Origin of the sequence: Peteryoungia desertarenae, from assembly GCF_005860795.2 — a bacterium.
Lineage (GTDB): Bacteria > Pseudomonadota > Alphaproteobacteria > Rhizobiales > Rhizobiaceae > Allorhizobium > Allorhizobium desertarenae.
In genome coordinates, this window is record NZ_CP058351.1 from 120355 (window position 1) to 144617 (window position 24263).

The 24263-nt window shown below is 57.6% G+C and carries 20 protein-coding genes, 2 pseudogenes and 1 riboswitch; of the genes and pseudogenes, 13 read left to right on the top strand and 9 right to left on the bottom strand.

The features are described 5' to 3' along the window. Positions 1–18: 18 nt before the first annotated feature. The 3 genes from FE840_RS17950 to araD form a co-directional block, all read right to left on the bottom strand. Positions 19–1092, bottom strand: coding sequence for a putative urea ABC transporter substrate-binding protein (locus tag FE840_RS17950; protein WP_138287470.1), 1074 nt, complete (start codon positions 1090–1092; stop codon positions 19–21). Positions 1093–1165: 73 nt separating this feature from the next. Further along, positions 1166–1274: riboswitch (guanidine-I (ykkC/yxkD leader) on the bottom strand. 264 nt (positions 1275–1538) lie between these two features. Further along, positions 1539–2261 carry a ribonuclease activity regulator RraA gene (locus FE840_RS17955; RefSeq protein ID WP_138287469.1) on the bottom strand — a complete coding sequence of 241 codons (723 nt, stop codon included), beginning with the start codon at positions 2259–2261 and terminating at the stop codon, positions 1539–1541. A gap of 12 nt (positions 2262–2273) precedes the next feature. Beyond that, positions 2274–4007 (bottom strand): L-arabinonate dehydratase, encoded by a 1734-nt coding sequence (gene araD / locus FE840_RS17960; protein ID WP_138287468.1) that lies wholly within the window; start codon positions 4005–4007, stop codon positions 2274–2276. Between the two features lie 277 nt (positions 4008–4284). On the opposite strand from araD, the gene FE840_RS17965 reads away from it, so the two are divergent. The 4 genes from FE840_RS17965 (at position 4285) to FE840_RS17980 (ending at position 7981) form a co-directional block, all read left to right on the top strand. Next, complete coding sequence (locus FE840_RS17965; RefSeq protein WP_138287467.1) at positions 4285–5259, top strand: C4-dicarboxylate TRAP transporter substrate-binding protein; 975 nt, start codon at positions 4285–4287, stop codon at positions 5257–5259. 50 nt (positions 5260–5309) lie between these two features. Further along, complete coding sequence (locus FE840_RS17970; protein WP_138287466.1) at positions 5310–5825, top strand: TRAP transporter small permease; 516 nt, start codon at positions 5310–5312, stop codon at positions 5823–5825. A gap of 1 nt (position 5826) precedes the next feature. Beyond that, entirely contained in the window at positions 5827–7107 is a 1281-nt protein-coding gene (locus FE840_RS17975; protein WP_138287465.1) for a TRAP transporter large permease, read from the top strand. 178 nt (positions 7108–7285) lie between these two features. Continuing rightward, a complete protein-coding gene (locus tag FE840_RS17980; RefSeq protein ID WP_281366682.1) occupies positions 7286–7981 on the top strand; it encodes a GntR family transcriptional regulator in 696 nt (231 codons plus the stop codon). A gap of 9 nt (positions 7982–7990) precedes the next feature. On the opposite strand, the gene FE840_RS17985 is transcribed toward FE840_RS17980, so the two are convergent. Next, positions 7991–8818: an SMP-30/gluconolactonase/LRE family protein gene (locus FE840_RS17985; RefSeq protein WP_138287464.1), complete on the bottom strand. Its 828-nt coding sequence runs from the start codon at positions 8816–8818 to the stop codon at positions 7991–7993. Between the two features lie 245 nt (positions 8819–9063). After that, entirely contained in the window at positions 9064–9390 is a 327-nt protein-coding gene (locus FE840_RS17990) for a WGR domain-containing protein (protein ID WP_138287463.1), read from the bottom strand. A gap of 183 nt (positions 9391–9573) precedes the next feature. Between FE840_RS17990 and FE840_RS17995 the strand changes: the two genes are divergently transcribed. The 8 genes from FE840_RS17995 to FE840_RS18030 all read left to right on the top strand — a co-directional run bounded on the left by FE840_RS17995 (position 9574) and on the right by FE840_RS18030 (position 20416). Next, positions 9574–10179, top strand: a complete 606-nt coding sequence (locus FE840_RS17995; protein WP_246318931.1) for a TetR/AcrR family transcriptional regulator — start codon at positions 9574–9576, stop codon at positions 10177–10179. A 45-nt stretch (positions 10180–10224) separates the two neighbouring features. Then, positions 10225–11370: an efflux RND transporter periplasmic adaptor subunit gene (locus FE840_RS18000; protein WP_138287708.1), complete on the top strand. Its 1146-nt coding sequence runs from the start codon at positions 10225–10227 to the stop codon at positions 11368–11370. A 47-nt stretch (positions 11371–11417) separates the two neighbouring features. Continuing rightward, positions 11418–14498 (top strand): efflux RND transporter permease subunit, encoded by a 3081-nt coding sequence (locus FE840_RS18005; protein ID WP_138287461.1) that lies wholly within the window; start codon positions 11418–11420, stop codon positions 14496–14498. 503 nt (positions 14499–15001) lie between these two features. Beyond that, the gene (locus tag FE840_RS18010; RefSeq protein WP_138287460.1) at positions 15002–16597 is read left to right on the top strand and encodes an ABC transporter substrate-binding protein; all 1596 of its coding nucleotides are present in this window, start codon (positions 15002–15004) and stop codon (positions 16595–16597) included. Between the two features lie 178 nt (positions 16598–16775). Beyond that, positions 16776–17780, top strand: a complete 1005-nt coding sequence (locus tag FE840_RS18015; protein WP_138287459.1) for an ABC transporter permease subunit — start codon at positions 16776–16778, stop codon at positions 17778–17780. Positions 17781–17794: 14 nt separating this feature from the next. After that, complete coding sequence (locus FE840_RS18020; RefSeq protein ID WP_138287458.1) at positions 17795–18703, top strand: ABC transporter permease subunit; 909 nt, start codon at positions 17795–17797, stop codon at positions 18701–18703. 1 nt (position 18704) lies between these two features. Further along, entirely contained in the window at positions 18705–19550 is an 846-nt protein-coding gene (locus FE840_RS18025) for an ABC transporter ATP-binding protein (RefSeq protein ID WP_138287457.1), read from the top strand. Then, positions 19547–20416, top strand: coding sequence for a dipeptide ABC transporter ATP-binding protein (locus FE840_RS18030; RefSeq protein WP_138287456.1), 870 nt, complete (start codon positions 19547–19549; stop codon positions 20414–20416). Before FE840_RS18025 ends, FE840_RS18030 begins: the two co-directional genes overlap by 4 nt. 22 nt (positions 20417–20438) lie before the next feature. Here the strand turns inward: FE840_RS18030 and FE840_RS18035 are convergent, their stop codons facing one another. Continuing rightward, positions 20439–22217, bottom strand: a complete 1779-nt coding sequence (locus FE840_RS18035) for a serine aminopeptidase domain-containing protein (RefSeq protein WP_138287455.1) — start codon at positions 22215–22217, stop codon at positions 20439–20441. Positions 22218–22488: 271 nt separating this feature from the next. On the opposite strand from FE840_RS18035, the pseudogene FE840_RS18040 reads away from it, so the two are divergent. After that, positions 22489–22981, top strand: a pseudogene (locus tag FE840_RS18040) (DDE-type integrase/transposase/recombinase). A gap of 102 nt (positions 22982–23083) precedes the next feature. On the opposite strand, the gene FE840_RS18045 reads toward FE840_RS18040, so the two are convergent. The 3 genes and pseudogenes from FE840_RS18045 to FE840_RS18055 form a co-directional block, all read right to left on the bottom strand. After that, a complete protein-coding gene (locus tag FE840_RS18045) occupies positions 23084–23518 on the bottom strand; it encodes a type II toxin-antitoxin system VapC family toxin (protein WP_138287454.1) in 435 nt (144 codons plus the stop codon). After that, on the bottom strand, positions 23518–23760 hold the full coding sequence (locus tag FE840_RS18050; protein ID WP_138287453.1) for a type II toxin-antitoxin system VapB family antitoxin: 243 nt from the start codon (positions 23758–23760) through the stop codon (positions 23518–23520). The genes FE840_RS18045 and FE840_RS18050 overlap by 1 nt, the downstream gene beginning before the upstream one ends. 174 nt (positions 23761–23934) lie before the next feature. Beyond that, positions 23935–24239: pseudogene (locus FE840_RS18055) on the bottom strand (IS6 family transposase); the annotation flags it as partial. Between the last annotated feature and the right edge of the window lie 24 nt (positions 24240–24263).

The window sequence follows — 24263 nt, forward strand, 5'->3', positions numbered from 1 at the left end:
CCATCTGGCTGTCCTTGCTCAGAGTTCACCCTTGGCGGCCATGTCCATGTAGGATGTCGTGAAACGGAACTTCACATTGGCCGTGTCTCCAAGGACAGATCCATCCGGCATTTCGATGCCGATGACATCGGCCGAGGGCGCGCCGCTTCCCAGAAGACCCTTCTCGAACAGGAAGTTGCGGACAAGGTCCATGGTTTTTGGAAGCTCGGGCGAAGCGGTGAAGGCGACAGCATCGGCCGGCTTGTCGAAGAGCTTGGTTGCGGCCATCTGCGCCTCGAAGCCGGCGAGGTCGGTTCCGGAAGCAGCCCCCATCGCGGTCCGTGCAGCGGCACCTTCGGGCGTGTCTGCGGTCATGATCGCCATGGTTTCATACCAGATCCCGGCCAGTGCCTTGCCGAAATCCGGATTGGCATTCAAGACCTCGGTATTGGCGACCATCAGGTCGATGATTTCGCCCGGAATCTGCGAGCTGTCAAAGACCTTGTTGGCGGAAGGTTCCTCCAGGATGGTCGAAACAAGCGGGTTCCATGTGACAACGGCTGTGACATCAGGAGTCTGATAGGCGGCGACCATGTCGGCATCCGAAGTATTGACCACCTTCACATCGCGTTCCGAAAGACCGATGCTGTCCAGGGCTCGCGCCAAAAGATAATGCGAGACCGAAAACTCCACGAGGTTGATGTTCTGGCCCTTGACCTCCTCAAGCGATGTCTTGTCCTTGAGGATCAGGGCATCATTGCCGTTGGAAAAGTCCCCGACGATGACAGCGGTCGTGTCGACGCCACCGGCTGCCGGAATGGAAAGCCCGTCCATATTGGTGAGCGTCACCGCATCATAAGCACCGGCGGTATACTGGTTCATCGACTCCACATAGTCGTTGAACTGTGTCACCTCGATCGTGATTCCGTATTTGTCGGCCCACTTCTTCACGATGCCGGTGTCATTGGCATAACCCCAGGGCATCCAGCCGACATAGATCGACCAGGCGACCTTGAAATCTGTCTTCTGTTGCGCTTGTGCAGTCGACAAACCCGACAGTGCCACGGTCGCGCTCAGGAGCGAGATGGATAGAAATCGCGAAAAAGTCTGCATGTTCATTCCCCTTCTGGCTTTTCGAGAAGGGATCGGCATCGACCATCGCGCCGCCAATCCCTTGGCTTACGAGGTCTCCCGGGCTTTTGTCCCGCCGTGCATCCGGAAGGGATGTCTCCCCCGCCGGTGGCAGCTCTCGGACCAGCCATGCAAAACGCACCGGAACCCTAGCCGCCAAACTCTGAATCTAGTGAAGCAAGTGCCATGCCAGTCCGTCAATCGGCGCTGGAGCCCCGGCATCTGAGGGTCCAGGGTCGGCTGGTGACTGGAAATGCGGCAAAGTGGTGAGCGCTGAGCCCAATCAAGAGGCAGTCTTGAATGGGCTGGATCGGTCCATCTATCAGAATACACCGATACGCATTCCACCAATCAGGACCACGCGTCGATCGCTTTTCACACTGCATCCTGAACAGCCATCAGAAGCGTGGTGTCCATCAGGTCAAGGTTTAAACCCTGTGCTTCTGCCATCTTGCATAGGCTTCCAGGCATTCCTCGCGCGTCGGCGGATAAAGGCCGATCACGGGATCGCCGGCCATCACTCTTTCCAGCACGAAGGCTTCGAAATCCTCCATCCCGAGGCATTCGTCGGCGATTTCCTCTGCAAGATGTGCGGGAATGACCATGACACCGTCCCGGTCACCGACAAGGACATCGCCGGGAAAAACGGCGACCTGACCACAGGCGATCGGGACATTGATATCAATCGCCTCGTGATGGGTCAGGTTGGTCGGTGCCGAGGGTCTTGCGAAATAGGCTGGCATATCAAGGGCGGCGATGCCTTCGGCATCGCGAAAACCGCCATCGGAGACAACGCCTGCCGCTCCCCTCAGCGCCAGTCTCGTAATGAGGATCGAACCTGCTGTTGCAGCCCGCGCATCCTGGCGGCCATCCATGACCAGCACGTGACCTTCTGGACATGATTCGATGGCGACACGCTGCGGATGATCGGGATCTCGGAACACCGTGATCGGGTTTCGATCTTCGCGCGCGGGAATATAGCGAAGGGTAAAGGCCTGGCCCACCATGTTGTCTGGTTTCGCAGAGACCGGCACCACGCCCTGGATGAACTGGTTTCGGAGATTGCGCTTGTACAGAGCCGTCGCGATGGAGGCTGTCGAGGTCTTCTTGAACTTGGCGCGGGTGGTATCGGACAGGACATAGTCGTTCATGATGATCCTCGCTCAATAAATGTCGGGTTCGCCGGCGGCCCGGCCAAAATCGGTTTGCAGGAAATCGAAATCACAGCCTTGGTCAGCCTGGGTGACATGTTTCGAAAACAGCCATCCCCAACCCCGTTCGTAGCGTGGCTCGGGCGCACGCCACTGTGCCTTGCGCTGCGAAAGTTCGGCGTCATCGACCAGCATGTCGAGGCGACGGTTGGGGATGTCCAGTCGAACCGCGTCGCCGGTCTTGAGAAGTGCCAGGGGGCCTCCAATGAAGCTTTCGGGCGAGACATGGAGGACACAGGCACCGTAGGAGGTGCCCGACATCCGTGCGTCGGAAATCCTGAGCATGTCCCGATGTCCTTGCTTGATCAGTGCCTTCGGGATGGGCAGCATCCCCCATTCGGGGAAACCTGGACCACCAAGGGGTCCGGCATTGCGAAGGACCATGACGTGATCCGGCGTCACGTGGAGGTTTTCATCTTCGACCGCGGCCTTCATCTCCGGATAGCTGTCGAAAACCAGTGCCGGGCCTTCATGGACATGGAAGCGCGGGTCGCAGGCGGCAGGCTTTATGACAGCTCCGTTGGGACACAGGTTGCCGCGCAAAACCGCCAGCGAGCCCTCGTGATAGACCGGATTGGACAGCGGGCGGATCACATCTTGATTGTAAACCTCGGCTCCCTCGATGTTTTCGCCAAGGGTGCGTCCATTGACAGTCAGGGCAGAACAGTCGAGCCGTTCTCTGAGCTGGTTCATCAGCGCGCGCAATCCGCCGGCATAATAGAAATCCTCCATCAGATAGCCCTTGCCCGCCGGTCGCACATTGGCAATGAGCGGCGTTGTGCGTCCGAGTTCGTCAAGGTCATCCAGAGTGAGCCGAATGCCTGCGCGTTTGGCAATGGCAATGAGGTGGACCACGGCATTGGTGGAACAACCGGTGGCCATGGCAACGGTGGCTGCATTCCGGCAGGCGGCTTCGGTGATGATCCGGTCAAGTGTCAGGTCGTCCCAGACCATCTCGACAATGCGTCTTCCGCAGGCCGACGCCATGCGGTGATGGTTTGAATCGACCGCCGGTATGGACGAGGCACCGGGCAGGGTCAGTCCCATTGCCTCGGCGATTGCCGTCATCGTGCTGGCTGTTCCCATGGTCATGCAGGTTCCGGCGGACCGGGCAATGCCGCTCTGGATCCCCACCCAGTCCTGGTCTGACAGATTGCCTGCCCGACGCTCATCCCAGTATTTCCAGGCGTCGGATCCCGAGCCAAGCGTCTTTCCGGCAAAATTGCCACGGATCATCGGTCCGGCTGGCACATAGATGGCCGGTACGCCTGCAGATATCGCACCCAGAACAAGGCCTGGCGTCGTCTTGTCGCAACCGCCCATCAGCACCACCCCGTCGAGAGGATGGCAGCGGATCATCTCCTCCGTCTCGATCGCGAGCATATTGCGAAACAGCATGGATGTCGGCTTCATATTGCTCTCATCGACCGAGAGCGAAGGCATCTGGACGGGGAAGCCACCTGCCTGGAGGACCCCGCGCTTCACATCCTGGACGCGCTCGGGAAAATGGGCATGGCACGTGTTCAATTCGGACCAGGTGTCCATGATCCCGATGACTGGCCGACCGCGAAACTCTTCCTCGGCATAGCCAAGCTGCATCAGCCGCGAGCGATGACCCATGCTGCGCAGATCATCGGGTTCAAACCATCGGGCTGATCGAAGACTTTCAGGTGTTTTCCGTCTCATGTCATCTTCCGCTTCTATGCGCATCGGCGAGGGTCTTGCTGCTTCGCCCTTGGCGACCCTTTTTGGCCCATGCCTGATGCCGGGCTGCCCATGCATTCAAGAGAGAAATGCACTGATGCATCAGTGCATTTCTTGTTATCTCTACGCAGAGGTTGACTGCAGATGCAAGAGGGCGTTTAGAAAATTTCATCGATTTCAGTATCTTGTTGACACTAATGCATTAGCGCAATAGTGTCGGCCCACGGCTGGAGGAGCCGCCATGTTTTGGAGGAAAGTTATGAGAGTAATTACATTAGGTTTTTTGGCGGCCGTTTCAGGCCTCATCTCCGCACTGCCATTGGCTGCTGCCGATTACACGCTGAGCATCAATACGGCTCTGACAACGGATGATCCGCTCTACAAGGGGCTTGAGAGTTTCCGCGATTCTGTGGCGACCCGCAGCAACGGTGTTCTGGAAATCAAGCTCTTCCCGAACTCGCAGCTCGGCCCCGACGAGGACGTGCTCGAGCAGGCGCGGGCTGGGGTGCCTGTTGCCGTCGTCGTTGATGGAGGCCGACTTGCGGTGTTCCAGAAGGAATTTGGTGTTCTTGGCGCGCCCTATCTCGCTTCTGGCTATGAGGGTATGCGCAAGGTTGTTACCGATCCGGTTTTCGAGGAATGGGTATCTGCTCTGCGTCAAGCCTCCGGCCACCAGATCCTGTCATTCAATTGGTGGCAGGGGGAGCGTCACTTGTGGACGAAGGAGCCGGTCACGACGCCGGCCGATCTGTCAGGAAACCGTATGCGGACGCCGGGCGCTCCTGTCTGGGTTGAGACCATCAAGGCCATGGGCGCAACGCCCACACCGATGCCCTTTGCCGAGGTTTACTCGGCGCTTCAGCAAAATGTCATCGATTCTGCAGAGGCGCAGCTCCCGGCGGGGAAGGGGGCCAAGCTGTTTGAAGTCACCAGCGTCCTGACCAAGACTGGGCACATCAACCTGATCACCGGCTTGGTGACAAGTGCGGCCTGGTTTGACAGTCTTCCGACAGATCTTCAGGTCATGCTGCGTGAAGAGGCGTTGAAAGCTGGCGACGTTGCATCCTACGGAACCCGCGACGTGCTTGCCCGCATCGAAGAGGAGCTGAAAGCTGGCGGCATGACGATCGCCGAGATCGATGTAACGCCATTCCGAGAGGCGACAGCGAGTGTCTATGATGTTTTGGGCTATGCCGACCTTCGTGACAAGCTGCAGGCGATTGCAGCGCAATAACTAATCGGCGGGGGCCTCAAGGCCCCTGTTTTCTCATTTCAGGGTCTCCCATGTTTAAAAGATTGGCTGCGCTGGAGCTTCTTGTTTCGGCATTCATCCTTCCCAGTATTGTGGTTCTCGTCTTCGTTGCGGCGATCATGCGTAGCTTTGGCTATCCTCTCATCTGGTCCATGGATCTCGCCCAGCTTTTGTTTATCTGGCTGTGTTTCCTCGGAGCCACGCGCGCCATGCGTGAAAAGGCCCATATTGGCATTGATCTTGCCGTGCGCTGGCTCAAGCCCCGGTCCCGGCTGAAACTTGAATTTGCGATTTCTCTGATCATCCTTGTGTTTCTTGCCTTTCTCATGATCGAGGGCTGCCGCCTCACGATTTTGAACACCGAGCGCAGATTTGGCGACAGTGGCCTGTCCTATGCCTGGGTTACCGCGGCGGTGCCGCTGGGTTGCCTGATGATTGCCGCGGCTCTCCTCAAGAATATGGTCGAGGCCTGGCGACAGAGGCCTGATGTGGGGAGCTTCGTCTATTCCCGCATTGAATTCGAGCCGCCAGTCGAACGGGATGCCTGACATGGGACTGATCACATTCATCTTCTTTGCCTTCATGCTGGTCGGAATGCCGGTCGCCTTCGCCATCGGCATTGCCGGTTTCGTCTTCTTTCTGAACGATCCGGCAATGCCGGTATCGATTGCCGTTCAGAAGATTGCGACGATGAGCCAGAGTTTTCCGCTCCTGGCTGTCCCGTTTTTTGTCCTTGCCGGACATCTGATGAATGTCAGTGGCATCACCGACAGGCTGTTCAGGTTTTCGTCGGTCGCCGTCGGCTGGATGGCGGGAGGTCTGGCGCAGGTTACCATTGTCTTGTCGACTGTAATGGGTGGTGTTTCCGGCTCTGCTGTCGCGGATGCGGCAATGCAAGCGCGCATCTTGGGGCCGACCATGATCGCCAAGGGTTACGGACGCGGTTTTTCGGCTGCCGCCATTGCCGTCAGCTCTCTGATCACGGCCACCATACCGCCGAGCATTGGCTTGATTCTCTATGGTTATGTTGGAAATGTCTCGATCGGTCGCTTGTTCCTCGCCGGCATCATCCCCGGTGTGCTGATCATGACCGGCCTGATGGTCACGACCTACATCATTGCAAAGCGTCGCAATTATGTGGTTGCCGATACCGAGCCGCCGACATTCGGCGCCCTCATGCACGCATTGTGGGATGCCAAATGGGCGTTGTTTTTCCCCGTCGCGCTGGTCCTGACAATTCGTGGTGGTGTCTTTACACCTTCCGAAGTCGGCGCCTTCGCGGTCGTCTACGCCGTCTTCGTTGGCGTTTTCGCCCATCGGGAGCTCGACTTCGAGCGCGTCAAGCTCGCCTTCGCCAATGCCATTTCCGACATTGGTCTGATCATGATCATCATCCTGATGTCCGGGATGGTGGGCTTTGCAATCATCTATCTCCAGGTGCCTCAGGATGTTTCGAGCTGGATGCTGTCCGGCATCGAAAATCCGGTGGTCATTGTTCTCTTGATCCTGCTGTTCCTGCTGATTGCTGGCTTTTTTATCGAAAGCACCGTCCTGGTCCTGCTGCTGACGCCGATCTTCGTGCCGATCATCACCAAGATCGGCCTTGATCCCGTTCACTTCGGCATTCTGATGATGAGCATCGTGACTTTGGGCGGCATGACACCACCTGTCGGTGTTGCGATGTATGCGGTCTGCTCGCTGATGAATGTCAAGATTGAGGAATATCTGATCGAGGCGCTGCCGTTCCTCTTCACGGTTCTGGCTGTTATTGTGGCGCTCCTGTTCCTGCCGGGCCTCGTATTGTGGCTCCCGGAATTGGCCTTTGGTTGATCGCACATTCATCCAGACAGATCATCGGAATATGCGATCATGCAGCGAAAGAGATCGTGAGAGCCTCCTTCAAAGCCGGATCCACGGCTTGCATGAGCGGAACGAGATGTGCATCTAGTCACTGTCGGCGAAGCGGACACGGATTTGGGCCAGGGCAGGACGAGCAAAGGATATTCTATTGAAGGTCAAATCGAGAGTGGGAGGTCTTGATCGCTGGCGTCAGGTTGGACCTCAGATCCTGGAAATCCTGCGCATGCGGATACTCTCGCTGAAAATGCCACCCGGCACGGTGATTTCACGGCTCGCGCTGCAAAGCGAGTTCAACGTAAGCCAGACGCCAGTGCGTGATGCCTTGATCCGGCTGGAGGAGGAAGGTCTCGTTGAGGTCTTTCCGCAGTTTGCAACAGTGGTCTCGAAAATCGATGTGAAGCTGGCAATGGAGGCCCATTTCCTGCGCCTCTCAATCGAGCTCGAGGCTGTCAGGCGGTTGGCGGCCAATCACCCGGGCGAGACGGCCCAAGCGCTGGAAGCCATCCTGTTGGAGCAACAGGAGGCGATGTCCCTGACGACCTATGATCGCTTCGATCAGCTCGACAAGGAATTTCACCGCGTCTTGTTCGAGAAAGCCGACATAGTCGGGCTTTGGGAGACGGTTCGGCGCCAAAGTGTTCACCTGGACCGATTGCGCATGCTCAACCTGCCCATGCCGGGCAAGCTTCATCAGGTGCTGACAGATCACAAGGCGATCATCGAAGCGGTGAGGGCCGGGAACGGGGATGCTGCAGTCACAGCGCTGCGTGCCCATCTATCAGGCACCTTGTCGATTGTCGACGACATCTGCAACAACCATCCGGACTATGTGAAGCGCGCCTAGCAGAGGCGATCAGTCAGTCCTGCGAGCCCGTAACACGTGACCTGACATGTCGCTTACATTGGCGGGCGCTGTTCGCCGGGTGGTGATCAGCAGGCCATCACCCTGGTGCACCAGCTTTGTTGGATGGGTTACAGGAACCGGGATCGGCTCCAGCATATCGCCCGTCGGTGCAAAGCGGAGGATCTGAGATCCCCCCACGCCTGCAATCCAGTAGACACCGGAATCATCCACAAAAGCTCCGTCCGGACGTCCCTCGACATGCTCCGTTCTTGCGAAGACGCGTTTGTTGCTCGGGTTGCCGGACGCCAGGTCATAGTCGCAGACCCAGATGGTCTGGATGGAGGGGTGGGAATCCGAAAAATACATGCGCGCCCGATCGGCATCGAAGGCCAGGCCGTTCGGCGTCCACAAGCCGTCGAAGAAGCGCTTGTGCGTCAGATCTCTCTCGACGCAGAAGAGTGCGCCTGCCGGCTCGGTAATGTCGCGATGCATGGTGCCGGCCCAGAACCGTCCAACCGGATCCAGCGCACAATCGTTGAAACGCATGTCATTGCGAGTTTCAGGGGAACAAGCTTGCTGGAAAAGCCCTGTCTGGGGATTGAAGATGAAGAGACCGGAGGCAAGGCCCGCGAGAAGCGTGCCGTCGTCACGCAGAGCGATGCAGCCTATGATTTCCGGGGTTTGCCATGTTTCGGTTGCGCCGGTTCCCGTGTGCGATCGCAAGAGCCGCCAGCCTTCGGTATCAACCCACCAAAGATAGTGTCCGTCCTTTGAAAGAACGGGGCTTTCACCAAGATGCCCCCAGGTGTCAGAAAGAATTTCGAATGAGAATGTCATATGGCAGTCTGCTTTGCCTCGTCATTCTTGCAGTATTTGCAAACGTCAGATTCTATGGCTCCCTGTCTACGGAGGGATGACGAAAATACAGACAAGACAATGAAAAGGTTGAGAAACATGATTCTGATGCACTAGCATATCTCAAATGCACCTTCAAATCCTAAATCTCCTGAGGAAGTCGCAATTTTGGATCAAGACAAGGGCGCCGTCATGGTGGTTGCCTACAGGATCTGAGTGACCTGCCTCTAGGCCGCTCGTTTACGAGCCCTGTAGCCTCGTCTGCGCTTTTGACGGAGCAGTTTCAGGAAGAGGGCGATTGCGGCCTGCTCTTCATCGAAGGCTGCAAGTTTTTCGCGGCCTCTGGTGCCGATGCGCCCCCATTTGCGACGCAGCAGAGTGTTGCCAAACAGATCCCGGTCTAGCTCCAGGGCGTAAAACCGGGCCATGTTGCGATGGGAATCGACCCGTTCGATGTAAATTTGAAGGTTCTCTATCAACATGGGGCAAGTCTTGCCCAGGGACGGAAAAGCGTCCAACGACACTTTTGAATCGAAGCGCCGCAATCGATTCATCCGATTGATCAATTGGTTGCGCGGACAACCTTACCGCCAATTCTCGTGACCCGGGAGCCATGACTGCAGGCTTTGCCTATGCGGTGACGCTCAATAAAGCCTCGTTCCGGTATTGACTATGATCGATTTAAAGATAACGTATGACGAAATACGAAAATCGTCAGTCATTAAATGATGAGCGCCATGACCCCGGTAGAGCACAGAGCCGATCCCTCACATGTGGAGACCGTCGAACGGATTGTCGATGCAGCCGAACGCGTCTTCCGCCACTATGGATATTCGAAGACGACTGTTGCCGACATCGCCAAGGAGCTGGGGATGTCGACGGCCAACATCTACCGCTTCTTTTCCTCAAAGGTTGAGATCCACCAGGCACTCTGCGCCCGGATGCTGGGCGACAGCATGCAATTGGCCATCCAGATCGCGGCAAGGCCGGTAAGCGCCACTGATCGGCTGCGCGAGTTCAGCCTTCGACAGTATCAATTCATGGTTGAACGGATGCTTGACCAGGAAAAGGTGCACGAGATGGTCCTCGTGGCCATTGAGCGCGACTGGGATGTCATCGATCGCTATGTCGATGAGCTCCAGGTGATTGCCGCAGGGATCATAGCCGAAGGCATAGCTGCAGGTGAGTTTCGCAATATGGACCCGGCTCAGGCGGCGCAACTGTTCTTTTCTGCGACCATCAGTCTGCACCACCCAATGATCATTTCCGAATGTACCCGTAAATCCAATCGGGCCTCTCCCGAGGACCTGACAGATTTTGCCTTGCGGGCCCTCAGGGCCTGAACGGCGTCCACCACCGAATGGTTCATCATGCTCAGGGAGCAAACCATGCCTGTCTTCGGCCAGACCACGAAATTCCTGTTGCCGCTTGCCTTCGTCATCTCCCTCGCGGGGTGTTCGAATGAGGTCGAAGAGACGGTCCAGGCCCCTGAACTCAGACCCGTCAAGGTCATCGAAATGGCGTCCGTGTCAACGACCCGCGCCTTGCGCTATTCGGGTTCCGTCACGGCACGGAGCGAAGCTGCCACTGGCTTTCGTGTCGCGGGCAAGATCGTCGAGCGCAGCGTGGAGATCGGAGACAGGGTGCAAGCGGGCGATGTGATGGCACGTCTTGATGCAACAGATTTCGGTCTTCAGGTCCAGAGTGCCGAGGCCAATCTTGAAGCGGCAGAAAGACAGGTCGAAACCAGCGAATTTGCGCTGAAACGCACCGAACAACTCTTTCGCCAGCAGGTGACGACAAAGGCACAGCTTGAACAGGCCCAATTGGCCTACAACCAGTCAATCGCCAGCCGCAACAGTGCGAAGGCCGTTCTCGAGCAGACCCGTAACCAGGTGGAATACAGCCGGCTGACGGCTGACCGGGACGGGATTGTCACGGCCATCGATGCCGATGCCGGTCAGGTGGTCGCCGCCGGCAGTCCCGTGGTCACGGTGGCCGCCGATGGTGAACGTGATGTCGTCATCGCAGTTCCGGAAACTGACATTCTCGCCTTCAGCGCGGGAAAGCCGGTTGATGTCACCTTCTGGTCCAATCGATCGCTCAAGCTTCCCGGAACCGTGCGCGAGGTGGCCGGAAGCGCCGATCGGCTGTCACGGACCTTCACGGTTCGAATTGGTCTGCCGTCGGATCCTTCCGTGCTCCTTGGAATGACTGCCACGGTCGAGGCGACAGCACCGGTTGCCGCGCCCTATTACGATGTACCCCTTGCTGCCCTTTCCCGTGACGAGGCCGATGCCATGATTGTCTGGACGGTCAACAGGGTCGACGGAACCGTGCAGGCTCGGCCCGTGACGGTTGAGGAATTCTCCGACACCGGTGTCAAGGTCACGGATGGACTTCGAACCGGTGATCTGGTGGTTATCGCCGGGACACAGTTTCTCTCTCAGAACATGCGGGTGAGGCTTGCAGATGAAGAACTGGCCCGCTCGGCCCAGTTAACTGATCGACCTCGCATCGTCGCAACGCGCTGACTGATCGCGCCCGGCCGAAACCCCAAACCCTATCCGGACTTATCGCCATGAACACTCAGCCTGTTGAGCGGGGCTCATTCAACTTGTCCAGATGGGCGATTGAGCACCCAAGCATTGCCCGTTTCCTGTTCGGTCTCATCCTCATCTCCGGGTTGTTCGGCTTGATGCGGATGGGCCAGAAGGAAGATCCGGATTTCACCTTCCGCGTCATGGTGGTGCAGGTCTTCTGGCCCGGCGCCTCGATCACCGACATGCAGGACCAGGTGGTCAACAAGATCGAGCGCAAGCTGCAGGAAACTCCGCATCTCGACTGGGTGCGGTCCTATACACGCGCCGGATCCTCCATCATCACCGTGCAGATGGAGGGCTATACCAATGCAGAGCAGGTTGCCGAGTCCTTCTATCAGGTGCGCAAGAAGGTCGGCGATATCGAGAACGAATTGCCCGAAGGTGTGGTCGGCCCCTTTTTCAATGACGAATTCGGGGACACGTTCATCACGCTCTACTCCCTGTCTGGCGAGGGCTATGATTATCCGGAGTTGAAGCGTTTCGCGATCAAGGCGCGGGATGTGCTGCTGTCGACCCCTGGCGTGGAAAAAGCCGTGATCCTCGGCGACCAGCCGCAGAAGATCTTTATCGATGTGTCGTCGAAGGTTCTGGCCGAACGCGGTCTGACATTCAATGATATCGAGGCCGCTCTTGCCGGACGAAATGCCATCGATCCGGCAGGTTCGATCGACACCGGATCCCATTCCGTCAGGATTTCCGTTGATGGCGGTTTCACGACGGCGGAAGACATTCGCGAACTGACCCTGCGTACGGGTAATCAGGTGACGCGACTTGGCGATATCGCCTCCGTCAGCGAAGGGCTGGAAGAACCCTTCCAGCGCAAGTTTCGCTTCAATGGCCGGGATTCCGTTCAGGTCGGAGTCGTGATGGCAAAGGGATTCAAGGTCACCGATGTCGGAACCGATGTGCGCGAAACTCTTCGCCAGTTCGAGGCAACCCTGCCGCTCGGACTTGAGGTAAGCCAGATTTCCGACCAGCCTGAAGTTGTCCGCGAAGCCATGGGCGAATTTGCCACGGCCCTTGGCGAAGCTCTGGTCATTGTCCTCGTCATCTCCCTGCTTTCGATCGGCTGGCGCTCGGGTTTTGTCATTGCCATCGCGATCCCGCTGGTGCTCGCTGCGACCTTCGCGATCATGTACGAGATCGGGATCGACCTGCAGCGTATCTCGCTCGGGGCGCTCATCATTGCCCTTGGCCTTCTGGTTGATGACGCGATGATCGTTGTCGAACTGATGGAGCGCAAGCTCGAAGAAGGCCTGGACAAGATCGACGCGGCAAGCTTTGCCTATCGCTCTACGGCTTTTCCTATGCTGACCGGCACGATGATCACGACCGCGGGCTTCATTCCGGTCGGGTTTGCGGCATCGACGGCGGGCGAATATGTCAGTTCGCTGTTTTATGTCGTCGGCATTTCCCTGATGATTTCCTGGTTCGTCGCCGTCTATTTCACGCCCTGGCTCGGCTTCATGATCCTGAAACAGCGGCATCAGGATGGTGCGAGCCATGATGTCTATGACAAGCCGGTCTATCGGCGCCTGAGAGCCCTGGTGGCCTGGTGCGTTCGACATCGCATCCTGGTCATTGTCCTGACCCTTGCCACCTTCGCCGCAAGCCTCTGGTCCTTCCAGTTCATTCCGAAGAACTTCTTTCCGCAATCATCGCGTCCGGAAATCCTCGTGGATCTGTGGTTGCCGGAGGGAACTTCGATTGCCGAAGTCGAAAGACAGGCACGGATGCTGGAAGCGGAAATCCTCAAGGATGAGGACCAGCGCTTCGTCGCCACCTATATCGGCGAGGGCGCCCCCCGCTTCTTCCTGCCCCTCGATCAGCAGTTGCGCAATCCCAATTTCGCCCAGTTGCTTGTCATGGCACGCAATGTCGAGGCGCGCGAGCGTTTGATCGTCAAGATCCGTGATTTGCTGGCTGAAAACCATCCTTCGGTCCGTGGCAAGGTCGACAGGCTTTTTCTGGGTCCCCCGACAGGCTGGCCGGTGCAGATGCGTGTGACGGGTCCTGATCGTGAAGAAGTCCGTCGGATTGCCGATGCCGTGAAAATGGCCTTCAACGAGGAGCCGCTTCTCCAGTCCGTCCATGATGACTGGCTCGAGCCTGTGCCAGCCATGAAACTCACCATCGACCAGGATCGGGCAAGAGCGCTGGGTGTCAGTTCGCAGCGGCTTCGCCAGATGCTGCAGGCATCCATGAGTGGTGCTCCCCTTGCCGATTTCCGCGCCGGGGAAGAGACGGTCTCGATCGTGGTCCGCGAACCCGAAGACAGCCGCACGATCCTGACTGCCGTCAACTCGGTCTATATTCCGACGGACCTTGGAACCTTCGTGCCGCTGTCCCAGGTTGCAAGGATCGAGCCTGTGCTGGAGCAGGGGATCGAGTGGCGCCGGGACCGTCTGCCGACCATCACGGTTCGCGCAACGGTTCCTGATGATGTTCAGTCCAACGATGTCGCGCTTGCCCTTTTCGAGCGGCTTGAGCCTCTCCGTTCTGGCCTTGACGACGGTTACCGGATTGAAATCCAGGGTGGTGCCGAAGACAGTGCGGAGAGCCAGCAATCGATTGCCGCAAAGGCGCCATTGATGCTGCTGGTGATCGTCGTCCTGCTGATGATCCAGTTGCAGCATTTCGGCAAGGCCATGCTGGTGCTTGCAACCGGACCGCTGGGTGTCATCGGTGCGGCTGCCGCGCTCCTTCTGTCGGGCGCGCCCTTCGGTTTCGTAGCAATCCTGGGTGTGATCGCCCTTCTCGGCATCATCATCCGCAATTCCATCATCCTGATCGACCAGATCGACCAGGATATTGCGGCCGGGATGGAGCGCACGGAAGCGATTGTCGGCTCGGCCGTTCGCCGCTTCCGACCGATCATGTTGACGGCTCTGACTGCGGTCCTGGCCCTCATTCCGATCTCGCGCGGCGTCTTCTGGGGTCCGCTTGCCTATTCGATGATGGGCGGCATTCTGGTGGGTACGGTCCTGACCATTCTTGTCCTGCCAGCCGCCTATGCACTCTTCTTCGGTCGCACTCCCCAATCATCAGCGACCGAGTGAGGGCAGGGAGGCGCATCCCCAATTGTGCCTCCCTGCATATTTTTACCAGTTGATAAAATCTGGCGGATTAGCCATCAGGCTGGCAGATTGCCCGTCGTTCCCGAAAACTGTCATTTTGCGACGCACAAACAGCTGAAACCCCTCCAAATACGGCTCTATGTAGAATCGCTTAAATTCATTCTTTTCGCCTTTTTGCTGCCCAATTGGCGATAAAATTGCATCGCAATAAGGGAAAAACGGCGAATTCCCGTTCGAATTTGGCAAATTTCGCGAAAATTTCTCTCTTTACAACGTTTTTTAAGCGACTAAGACAATGCGCAATCAGCTACCGCTCATGAGGTCTTGATTGTCCATTTGCGACATTCGGGAGGGGATCGTGCGTGCTGTGGGAACCGCGGCTGGTCGTCGCGATCAAAAGCACTTGGCGCCGAACAAACGGCGCCTCAGGACCACAATCGGCGCCCTTGCCCCGGCGGTAAGACGGCGCCCACGGGAGAATGACCATGAAATACAAGTTCGGTTTTGCCGCAGCCCTGCTCGCGGCCACCTTCCTTTCGACAGCTGCCAGCGCAAAGACCTTCGTCTATTGCTCGGAAGGTTCGCCGGAAGGCTTTGATCCCGGCATGTATACGGCCGGCACGACCTTTGACGCGTCTGCCCATCCGATCTACAGCCGTCTGATGGAATTCAAGCCTGGAACAACCGAAGCGGAACCGGGCCTGGCGGAAAGCTACGAAGTGAACGAGGACGGCACGGAATATACGTTCAAGCTGCGTCCGGGCGTCAAATTCCATACGACCGAGTTCTTCACGCCGTCGCGTGACATGAATGCCGATGACGTCATCTTCTCGCTCGAGCGCCAGATCAATGCTGACCATCCCTGGAATCAGTATGTTGCCGGCACTTCCTGGGAATATGCGGCAGGCATGGGCTTCCCGGACCTGATCAAGTCGATCGAGAAGGTCGACGACATGACGGTCAAGTTCGTGCTGAACCGTCCGGAGGCACCCTTTCTTGCAAACCTGGCCATGCCTTTTGCCTCGATCGCTTCCAAGGAATATGCAGACCAGCTCGAAGCCGAAGGCAAGAAGGAACAACTGAACCAGATGCCGGTAGGCACCGGTCCCTTCTCCTTCGTCGCCTATCAGCAGGATGCCGTCATTCGCTACAAGAAGAATGCGGATTACTGGGGAGGCGCGCCGAAGATCGATGACCTGGTCTTCGCGATCACGACGGATGCGGCTGTCCGTTATCAGAAGCTCAAGGCTGGCGAATGCCACCTGATGCCATTCCCGAATGCGGCTGACGTAGCCGCCATGAAGGAAGATCCGGCTTTGACTGTCCTGGAACAGGAAGGGCTGAATGTCGCCTATCTTGCCTACAACACCACCCAGGCGCCTTTCGACAAGGCCGAAGTGCGTCAGGCTCTCAACATGGCGATCAACAAGGAAGCCATTGTTGATGCTGTCTTCCAGGGCATGGCAACACCTGCCAAGAACCCGATCCCGCCGACAATGTGGTCCTATAACGAGAACACGCCAGCTGACACCTATGACCTGGATGCGGCCAGGAAGGCACTGGAAGACGCTGGCGTTACCGATCTTTCCATGAAGATCTGGGCCATGCCGGTCTCGCGTCCCTATATGCTGAACGCGCGCCGTGCTGCCGAAATCATCCAGGATGATTTCTCCAAGATCGGTGTCGACGTCGAAATCGTCTCCTATGAATGGGCCGAATATCTCGACCGCTCCAAGGCGAAGGACCGTGACGGTGCCGTGATGCTGGGCTGGACCGGTGACAATGGCGATCCGGACAACTTCCTGGACACGCTTCTGGGCTGCGATGCCGTCGGTGGCAACAATCGCGCCCAGTGGTGCAACGAGGAGTTCGATCAGCTCGTCAAGAAGGCGAAGGTCACCTCGGATCAGGCAGAACGCGCCAGGCTCTATGAAGAGGCTCAGCTCGTCTTCAAGCGTGAAGCCCCCTGGGCAACCATCGACCACTCGCTCTCGGTTGTTCCGATGCGCAAGGAAGTCACCGGCTTTACCCAGAGCCCGCTTGGCGACTTCACCTTCGAAAACGTCGATATCGCCGAGTAAAGCGAAACCATGTTCGGTTCCTCTGCAATGTCAGGAACCGACCCACCAGAGACCGTCGGGTGAAGCCCGGCGGTCTGCGGTTTTGGGAGTTGTCCGTCGACCGTGGCTCTGCGGGCGCGATTGCCGACACGGATGGACCAACTCCCGCTTTTCCAAGGATTAACAACAGGTCGTTTTCATGTTTGGCTTTCTGTTGCGCCGATTGGCAGTCTTGATCCCGACGTTCCTCGGGGTCTCCATCATTGCCTTCGCCTTCATTCGTCTCCTGCCCGGCGATCCGGTCGCACTTTTATCCGGCGAACGCGTGATGTCGGAAGAGCGCCATGCGCAGATCAGCGCGCAGCTTGGTCTCGATCGTCCACTTGTGGTCCAGTATTTTGACTATCTCGGCGATGTCCTGACGGGAGACTTCGGTACGTCGATTGTCTCGAAAAGCTCGATCACCGACCAGTTCTTTGCGCTTTTTCCCGCAACAGTCGAATTGTCGCTCTGTGCGATCCTGATTGCGATTGCGGTTGGCGTTCCCGCCGGAGTGATTGCCGCGATCAAGCGCGGCTCTGCTTTTGACCAGACGATGATGGGCATTGCCCTTGTCGGCTATTCCATGCCGATCTTCTGGTGGGGTCTGCTGCTGATCATTCTCTTTTCGGGCATTCTCCAATGGACACCGGTCTCGGGCCGCATTTCCCTGATGTTCTACTTTCCGCCCGTAACCGGCTTCATGCTGATCGACAGTCTGCTGTCGGGACAAAAGGGCGCCTTCAGTTCCGCCGTCAGCCATCTGATCCTGCCATCGATCGTTCTTGCGACAATCCCGCTGGCCGTGATTGCGCGTCAGACCCGGTCAGCCATGCTGGAAGTCCTGTCCGAGGACTATATCCGCACGGCCCGCGCCAAGGGGCTTTCTCCCTTCCGGGTCGTCAGCCTTCATGCGCTTAGAAACGCAATGATCCCGGTCATCACGACGATCGGGCTTCAGATCGGCGTGATGCTGGCTGGTGCGATCCTGACAGAGACGATCTTCTCCTGGCCGGGCATCGGCAAATGGATGGTCGATAGCGTCTTCCGCCGCGACTACCCGGTCATCCAGGGAGGGCTGCTGCTGATTGCCGGCATCATCATGATCGTCAACCTGATTGTTGATCTGCTCTACGGTCTGATCAACCCACGTATCCGCCACTAGAAGGGGTTCGTCTGATGGCCGAGATGACTTCCGACCAGGCGCTCAGCAACGGTGCCATGCGCCGGCAGATGCTGTCCGAGTTCTGGTTCTATTTTTCCGAAAACCGGGGCGCCGTCATAGGCCTCGTGGTCTTTGTCGCCCTTGTTCTGACGGCGGTTTTTGCCGCTTTCATCGCGCCGCATTCGCCATTCGAACAATATCGCGACGCCGTGCTGCTTCCCCCTGCCTGGCTCGAGGGTGGCAGCTGGACTTATCCGCTTGGGACCGATCCGGTTGGTCGTGACATTCTTTCGCGTCTGATCTATGGCGCGCAATATTCGCTGTTCATCGGCGTTTTCGTCACCACCCTGTCCTTGTCCAGCGGCATCGCGATCGGGCTGATCGCCGGCTATTATGGGGGCTGGCTCGATACGCTGATCATGCGATTGATGGATATCATCCTGGCCTTTCCTTCGCTGCTTCTGGCGCTTGTTCTCGTGGCCATTCTGGGACCCGGCCTCACCAATGGCATGATCGCGATTGCGCTCGTCCTGCAGCCGCATTTCGTGCGGCTGACGCGTGCCGCCGTGATGACGGAGATGACACGGGAATATGTAACGGCGGCGAAACTGGCGGGAGCCGGTCCCTTCCGGCTGATGTTCAAGACGATCCTTCCCAATTGCATGGCGCCCTTGATTGTCCAGGCAACGCTGTCCTTTTCCAATGCCATTCTGGATGCCGCAGCGCTGGGCTTCCTCGGTATGGGTGCCCAGCCTCCCGCGCCGGAATGGGGCACGATGCTGGCCGAGGCGCGTGAATTCATCCTGCGCGCCTGGTGGGTTGTCACATTCCCGGGCCTTGCCATCCTGATCACCGTGCTTTCGATCAATCTGATGGGCGATGGTCTTCGCGATGCGCTTGATCCCAAGATGAAGAGGTCCTGACATGGCGCTGCTGGAAATCGAAAATCTGACCGTTGAGTTCGAGACCGCGTCGGGATGGTTCAAGGCGGTCGACGGGATATCGCTTTCTATCGAGCCGGGTGAGGTTCTGGCGATCGTTGGTGAAAGCGGATCGGGCAAATCCGTGGCCATGCTTGCGGTCATGGGGCTCCTGCCCTGGACCGCGAAGATCACGGCAGACCGCATGTTGTTTCAGGGCCGCGATATCCAGGCCATTCCCGCTGCCGAGCGGCGCAAGTTGATCGGCAAGGATGTGGCGATGATCTTTCAGGAGCCGGTCGCAAGCCTCAATCCCTGCTTTACGGTGGGTTTCCAGATCGAGGAAGTGCTCCGCCTTCACCTCAATCTTGGAAGGGCAGAAGCCCGCAAGCGCGCAATCGACCTCTTCCGCCAGGTCGGACTTCCCGATCCGGCAGAGCGCCTCAGCCATTTCCCGCATCAGCTGTCCGGCGGCCAGTGCCAGCGGGTGATGATAGCAATGGCCATTGCCTGCAGTCCGAAGCTTCTCATTGCCGATGAGCCGACAACGGCACTCGATGTGACCATCCAGAAGCAGATCCTTGATCTTTTGATGTCGCTTCAGGCGGAAACAGGCATGGGCCTGATCATGATCACCCATGACATGGGCGTGGTGGCCGAAACGGCGGACCGGGTGATCGTTCAATACAAGGGCAGAAAGATGGAGGAGGCCGACGTGCTGTCCCTTTTCGAAGCCCCCAAGAACCCCTACACGCGGGCGCTGCTCTCGGCACTGCCGGAAAACGCCACAGGAAAACGATTGACCACCGTTTCGGATTTCATGATGGCAGATGCGGGAGGTGCCGAATGAGCGCGATCGAAAACGCCAGAAGGTCGAACAACATGCTGGAGATCCGCGACGTGAAGCGGGACTACCGCGTTCCACAGGGCCTCTTCAAGTCGGACAAGATCGTACATGCCGTCAAGGGTGTGTCATTCGCGCTTGAAGCTGGCAAGACCCTGGCAATTGTCGGTGAAAGTGGCTGCGGCAAGTCAACCCTTGCCCGGATCCTCACCTTCATTGATGAGCCCACCTCCGGTGACATCATCATCGATGGTGCGAAGGTCGATACGCGGCCGGGTCATCTGACCAGCGAGATGCGTCAGAAAGTACAGATCGTCTTCCAGAATCCCTATGGATCGCTCAATCCGCGCCAGAAGGTTGGCGATGTGCTGGGCGAGCCGCTTTTGATCAATACGAAGATGACGGCGGCAGAACGGCGCGAAAAGGCAACCGAGATGCTGGTGAAGGTCGGTCTGGGCCCGGAGCACTACAACCGTTACCCGCATATGTTTTCGGGGGGACAGCGTCAGCGTATCGCGATCGCGCGCGCCCTGATGCTCAATCCGAAGTTGCTGGTGCTGGATGAACCGGTCTCGGCACTTGACCTGTCGGTCCAGGCGCAGGTCCTGAACCTTCTGACCGATCTGCAGGAAGAATTCGGTCTGACCTATGTCTTCATCAGCCATGATCTTTCGGTGGTTCGTCACATCGCCGATGAGGTGATGGTGATGTATTTCGGGGAAGCGGTGGAATATGGAAGCCGTGACAGGGTCTTTGCAGATCCGCAGCACGACTATACACGGTCGCTTTTCGCCGCGACGCCACGCGCGGATGTCGAAACGATCAGGGCACGTCTGGCAAAGCGCCGCAGCGCCACTTTCGAAAGGGCTTGAGAGCTGTGGTCGTTGACGCCGCTCATCGCCCTGAAGATAGATCGTGAGCGGCCCTGCGAAGAATATCAATGACTTCGGTACGCACCGAAGGCGGGCTCAGCGTGTGATCGGCGTTTTCCAGAATGATGTGGCGCAGATGGCCGAATGCAGCAGCGCCCCTGAGGTCCTTGCCGAAATACAAGACGTGCTGGTCAAGGCTGCCATCGGTTCTGCAGATGACGAATGTGACAGGAACCCGTCGCCTCTCCAATGTCTTCAGAAGTGCGAACAATTCGCCTTTCAGCCGTCCCAATCGGGTCAGGCCACCGAGATAGGGTGAGAAAATTCGCGAGAGATAGGCGCGGGCATAGCCGGTTATATGCCGCGATGCCTGAACCATATTGATCTCACCGGCGAGAAGCCGGCGATAGGTTTGCGTACTGAAGGCCCGGCGCTTGTAGTCACCGATGGGTCGCGCTCCGGCCTTCAGGGTGGTTTCGATGTCCTCATCCGGATCGAGAACAAGCCGCAACTGGTTGATCGAGACGACGCCAGCCACATCAGGGCTCTCTGCCCCTGCATAAAGTGCTGAATGGGCGCCACTGCAGCCTCCGGCCAGAAGGATGGGTGCCTTGATGAGTTTTCGAACATGAGCGATGACGATCTGCACGTCATCAAGCTGTCTTCTTGAATAGATGACCTGCTCCGGCCCCTCAGGATGGGCCGGGCTGTCCCCGATGTTGGAAAGATCGACCCTGAAGGTTGCTATGCCATCAAGCGCCAGGTGTCTGGCAGCCTCGACCCAGAGCCCGCCCCAGCCCGTATGCGGTGCATAGGCCATGTTCAGAAAGACAATGACGGCGCTGGGCGTGTCATGCGCCGGTTGGCAAAAAACCCCAAAGAGACCCGTATCCAGTTGCTCGGCGGTTTCGCAAAAACCATCGCCATTCAGGTGTCTGACAGTATCGACCGGAGCAGGGGAGGCATCTGTTTCAGGCTTGGTCTCGTTGAGTTGCTGTGTCCACAGAGCGATCTTGTCGATGAGCTCCAGGGGCATCGGCGAAGTGACAACGCCGTCCAGCATGGCACCATAATGGTCAAAGTCGAGGCTCTCGACCGGCACTCCCCGGCTCTTCAGCTGGTCGGTGATCTGCCTGTCGGAGAGATTGTCCGGACGGGCGAGGACAAGAACGGGTCGATCATCGGGAAGATCCGTTAACTCGACATCGAGCGACTTCACGTCCATGGCGAGTTGCGGATCCATGACGTAAGCAGCAAGCACTGTTGCGCCGGATGGATAGCCAAATTCTATGTCGATACCGTCTTCAATGACTTTTTCACGGAGTGCCACTTCCCGAAGATAGCGACGGCCATTCAGGGACGCGCCTGCAAGGATCACTCCGGCGAGATCGGGATCACGGCATCCGGCCTTCACGGCAACGGCTGCCCCGATCCCCATTCCGTAATAGACAATCCTGTCACATCCGCTCCGTTGTCGAAGCTCTGCTCCGGCCGCAAGAGCTGCCACAATCCAGCTTTCGAAGCTCACAGGCCCTTCAAGAGGAAGAGAATCGCCTTCTCCCGGATAATCGAACCGGATCGATGAAATCCCGTTCCTTGCCATTTCGGCGGCAACCAGCCGGTGAAACTTTCGTGTGCACAATTCATCGAAACCCCAGGGATTGCAGAAGACAACTCCGGTGGAGCCATCAGCGTGATGCACATGGCCGAGCATCCTGTTGAAAGCGACCGGTATTGCATAGGGAGAAGCCGACTTTTGATGATTGTCGCCTTGTCCCAGTTCTGCGTTTTTCCTGTCCATGACTGGGTCGACACCATTCTCATTGGATCTTCAGAGGATCCGTCGGATCCTTTGGTCTTACCTATGAATGGCCTTCCTTAAGATATAAGCAAAAATCAATATCAAACCCAACACTGCATCACGAATTCCGTCCTCCAGTCGGGGGCGCCTCATAAGGCCGGACTGGGGGAAGAAAAGCCGGTTGTTCATGGCTTCCCAGTCCCGAGGGCACTGCCAAGTTGTTTGATCGGCCTGTTGCGGCTATCGGTTCGGCACGAAGAGGCCTGGCCCAATTCGAGGGCTGAAGGGGTTTCGTTTTCCGCGTGCAGCCATCGCCCATGCGGTCTGGGCCTGTCACCGCTTTGCCCTGAGCACGGCCGATGTGAAGGATCTGCTTGCCAAGCGCGGGGTCATCGTCAGCCGGGAAGCTGTTCGCCTCTGGGTCAACCGCCTTGGCCGGCAGTTTGGCCAGCCGCGTCCTCGTGACGAACAAGCTTGGCAGCGACGTCTCACCCATCCGGACCATCGCTCCAGACGCCGATCATCGGGCGCACAAGGATTTGAACAACAGGATCGAAAACGCCCACCGGTTGACCCGGAAATGCCAGAAGATCATGGGTGGGTTCAAGACGCCGCGTCAGGCACAGCGCTTCCTGTCAGCCCATGACCAAATCAACACGATCTTCCGTCTCCGCCGCTGCGCTCGGACTGCCGTCCCATACCGCCATGCAAGGGCCGATGCATTCAGCCTGTGGGCTGACTATGCCGCTGAGATGGCTGCCTGAAGCTCCCGCCACCGCGGCATGTGCAACCAAAGCCAGACAACTTGGCAATGCCGCATGACTGTCTCTTCATGACAGGGCAAACCGCACCAAGGAACAGAACGGTCACGATACCGGCCAGCCTATGTCGGTGTGAACAAAGTCTTCGCCCTTATAGGCAACTTTGGTCCGGTAGGCTCTGGCGCAAGCGTAGCTGAAACAGTCACCCATGTTCAGCTTGGCCGGATGATTGATGATCTTGCCAAACCGTTGCGCGGCCTCGACGGCCTTGGTCCCGACGTCGCCGGATACAGGAACCTCGCGCGCCTCCAAGTCTGCGATAAATTGTTCGACAAGGCTGCGTGCTGTTTCGAACATTTCAGGTGTTGTCGGATTGTCCTTCCCGGCCAGACGGCGAGCGACGGAGAGGGTCGCTTCAAGCCTCATGACCGCGGAGACGTAATAGGGGCCACCTTCCCGGTCCAGACGTTCCATTAGGGCCACACAGTCCGGCTCGTTCGTGATGATTGACACGGCCACCGACGCATCAATAAACAACATCAGTCTTCCTCGCCCCACATTTCATCGGATTCCTGCTTGTGGTCGCCGGGATGAAATGGACCTGCGGCCTGAGCCATGGCCAAGGTCTTTGCCAAGCGATCTCGGACTTGCATATTGGCCTTGCGATTGGCGATTGCGTTCTTGAGCGCATCTTTCACCGCATCGACCTTGGTGGATTTCGTGAGGCTGACAAGCTCACTTGTCAGTCTGTCGACTTCGGGGTCTTTGATGTAGAGCGGCATGGCAGCATATCCTTTCGAGGATATTATCATATCCAATTTTGCATATGCTCGCCAGCAAAATGTTGATCCAACAGGCAAAGCCGAATACGGCGGGAAGGGGTGTTCGAGTGGAGCGGGCGCGGGGCAGTGTATACTGACCAAGAACCGGTCAGGTCTTTCGCCCTTTGCTTCCGGTCATGCGGTTTGCAAGCGAGCGATCTTACTCCACATTTGCATGGCTGCGGTTCTCAGTTCACGGTGATGGCGGGACGGAATATCGTGGCCTGGAATGTGGAAGAAATTGGCGACCGGGTCATGGATGGAGACGAAACGCTGGAGATGTCGAGCTGATGTGAATTGTCCACCCGGTTATTCAATCTCTTGTGCGGACGGTGTTCGACGCCCGGCACGATGTCGCCTTTGGGCGCGCCGCAGGATTCAAGCTTGTCGGTGAGCATCACACCGGATGCATGACACTGCCCCTTCAGGGGCTTTCGCATGGCATTGCCAAGTTGTCTGGCTTT

Coding starts and splice junctions, on each gene's coding strand:
- FE840_RS17950 (WP_138287470.1), bottom strand. CDS start 1,092: ATGCAGACTTTTTCGCGATTTCTATCCATCTCGCTCCTGAGCGCGACC.
- FE840_RS17955 (WP_138287469.1), bottom strand. CDS start 2,261: ATGAACGACTATGTCCTGTCCGATACCACCCGCGCCAAGTTCAAGAAG.
- araD (WP_138287468.1), bottom strand. CDS start 4,007: ATGAGACGGAAAACACCTGAAAGTCTTCGATCAGCCCGATGGTTTGAA.
- FE840_RS17965 (WP_138287467.1), top strand. CDS start 4,285: ATGAGAGTAATTACATTAGGTTTTTTGGCGGCCGTTTCAGGCCTCATC.
- FE840_RS17970 (WP_138287466.1), top strand. CDS start 5,310: ATGTTTAAAAGATTGGCTGCGCTGGAGCTTCTTGTTTCGGCATTCATC.
- FE840_RS17975 (WP_138287465.1), top strand. CDS start 5,827: ATGGGACTGATCACATTCATCTTCTTTGCCTTCATGCTGGTCGGAATG.
- FE840_RS17985 (WP_138287464.1), bottom strand. CDS start 8,818: ATGACATTCTCATTCGAAATTCTTTCTGACACCTGGGGGCATCTTGGT.
- FE840_RS17990 (WP_138287463.1), bottom strand. CDS start 9,390: ATGAATCGATTGCGGCGCTTCGATTCAAAAGTGTCGTTGGACGCTTTT.
- FE840_RS17995 (WP_246318931.1), top strand. CDS start 9,574: ATGACCCCGGTAGAGCACAGAGCCGATCCCTCACATGTGGAGACCGTC.
- FE840_RS18000 (WP_138287708.1), top strand. CDS start 10,225: ATGCCTGTCTTCGGCCAGACCACGAAATTCCTGTTGCCGCTTGCCTTC.
- FE840_RS18005 (WP_138287461.1), top strand. CDS start 11,418: ATGAACACTCAGCCTGTTGAGCGGGGCTCATTCAACTTGTCCAGATGG.
- FE840_RS18010 (WP_138287460.1), top strand. CDS start 15,002: ATGAAATACAAGTTCGGTTTTGCCGCAGCCCTGCTCGCGGCCACCTTC.
- FE840_RS18015 (WP_138287459.1), top strand. CDS start 16,776: ATGTTTGGCTTTCTGTTGCGCCGATTGGCAGTCTTGATCCCGACGTTC.
- FE840_RS18020 (WP_138287458.1), top strand. CDS start 17,795: ATGGCCGAGATGACTTCCGACCAGGCGCTCAGCAACGGTGCCATGCGC.
- FE840_RS18025 (WP_138287457.1), top strand. CDS start 18,705: ATGGCGCTGCTGGAAATCGAAAATCTGACCGTTGAGTTCGAGACCGCG.
- FE840_RS18030 (WP_138287456.1), top strand. CDS start 19,547: ATGAGCGCGATCGAAAACGCCAGAAGGTCGAACAACATGCTGGAGATC.
- FE840_RS18035 (WP_138287455.1), bottom strand. CDS start 22,217: ATGGACAGGAAAAACGCAGAACTGGGACAAGGCGACAATCATCAAAAG.
- FE840_RS18045 (WP_138287454.1), bottom strand. CDS start 23,518: ATGTTGTTTATTGATGCGTCGGTGGCCGTGTCAATCATCACGAACGAG.
- FE840_RS18050 (WP_138287453.1), bottom strand. CDS start 23,760: ATGCCGCTCTACATCAAAGACCCCGAAGTCGACAGACTGACAAGTGAG.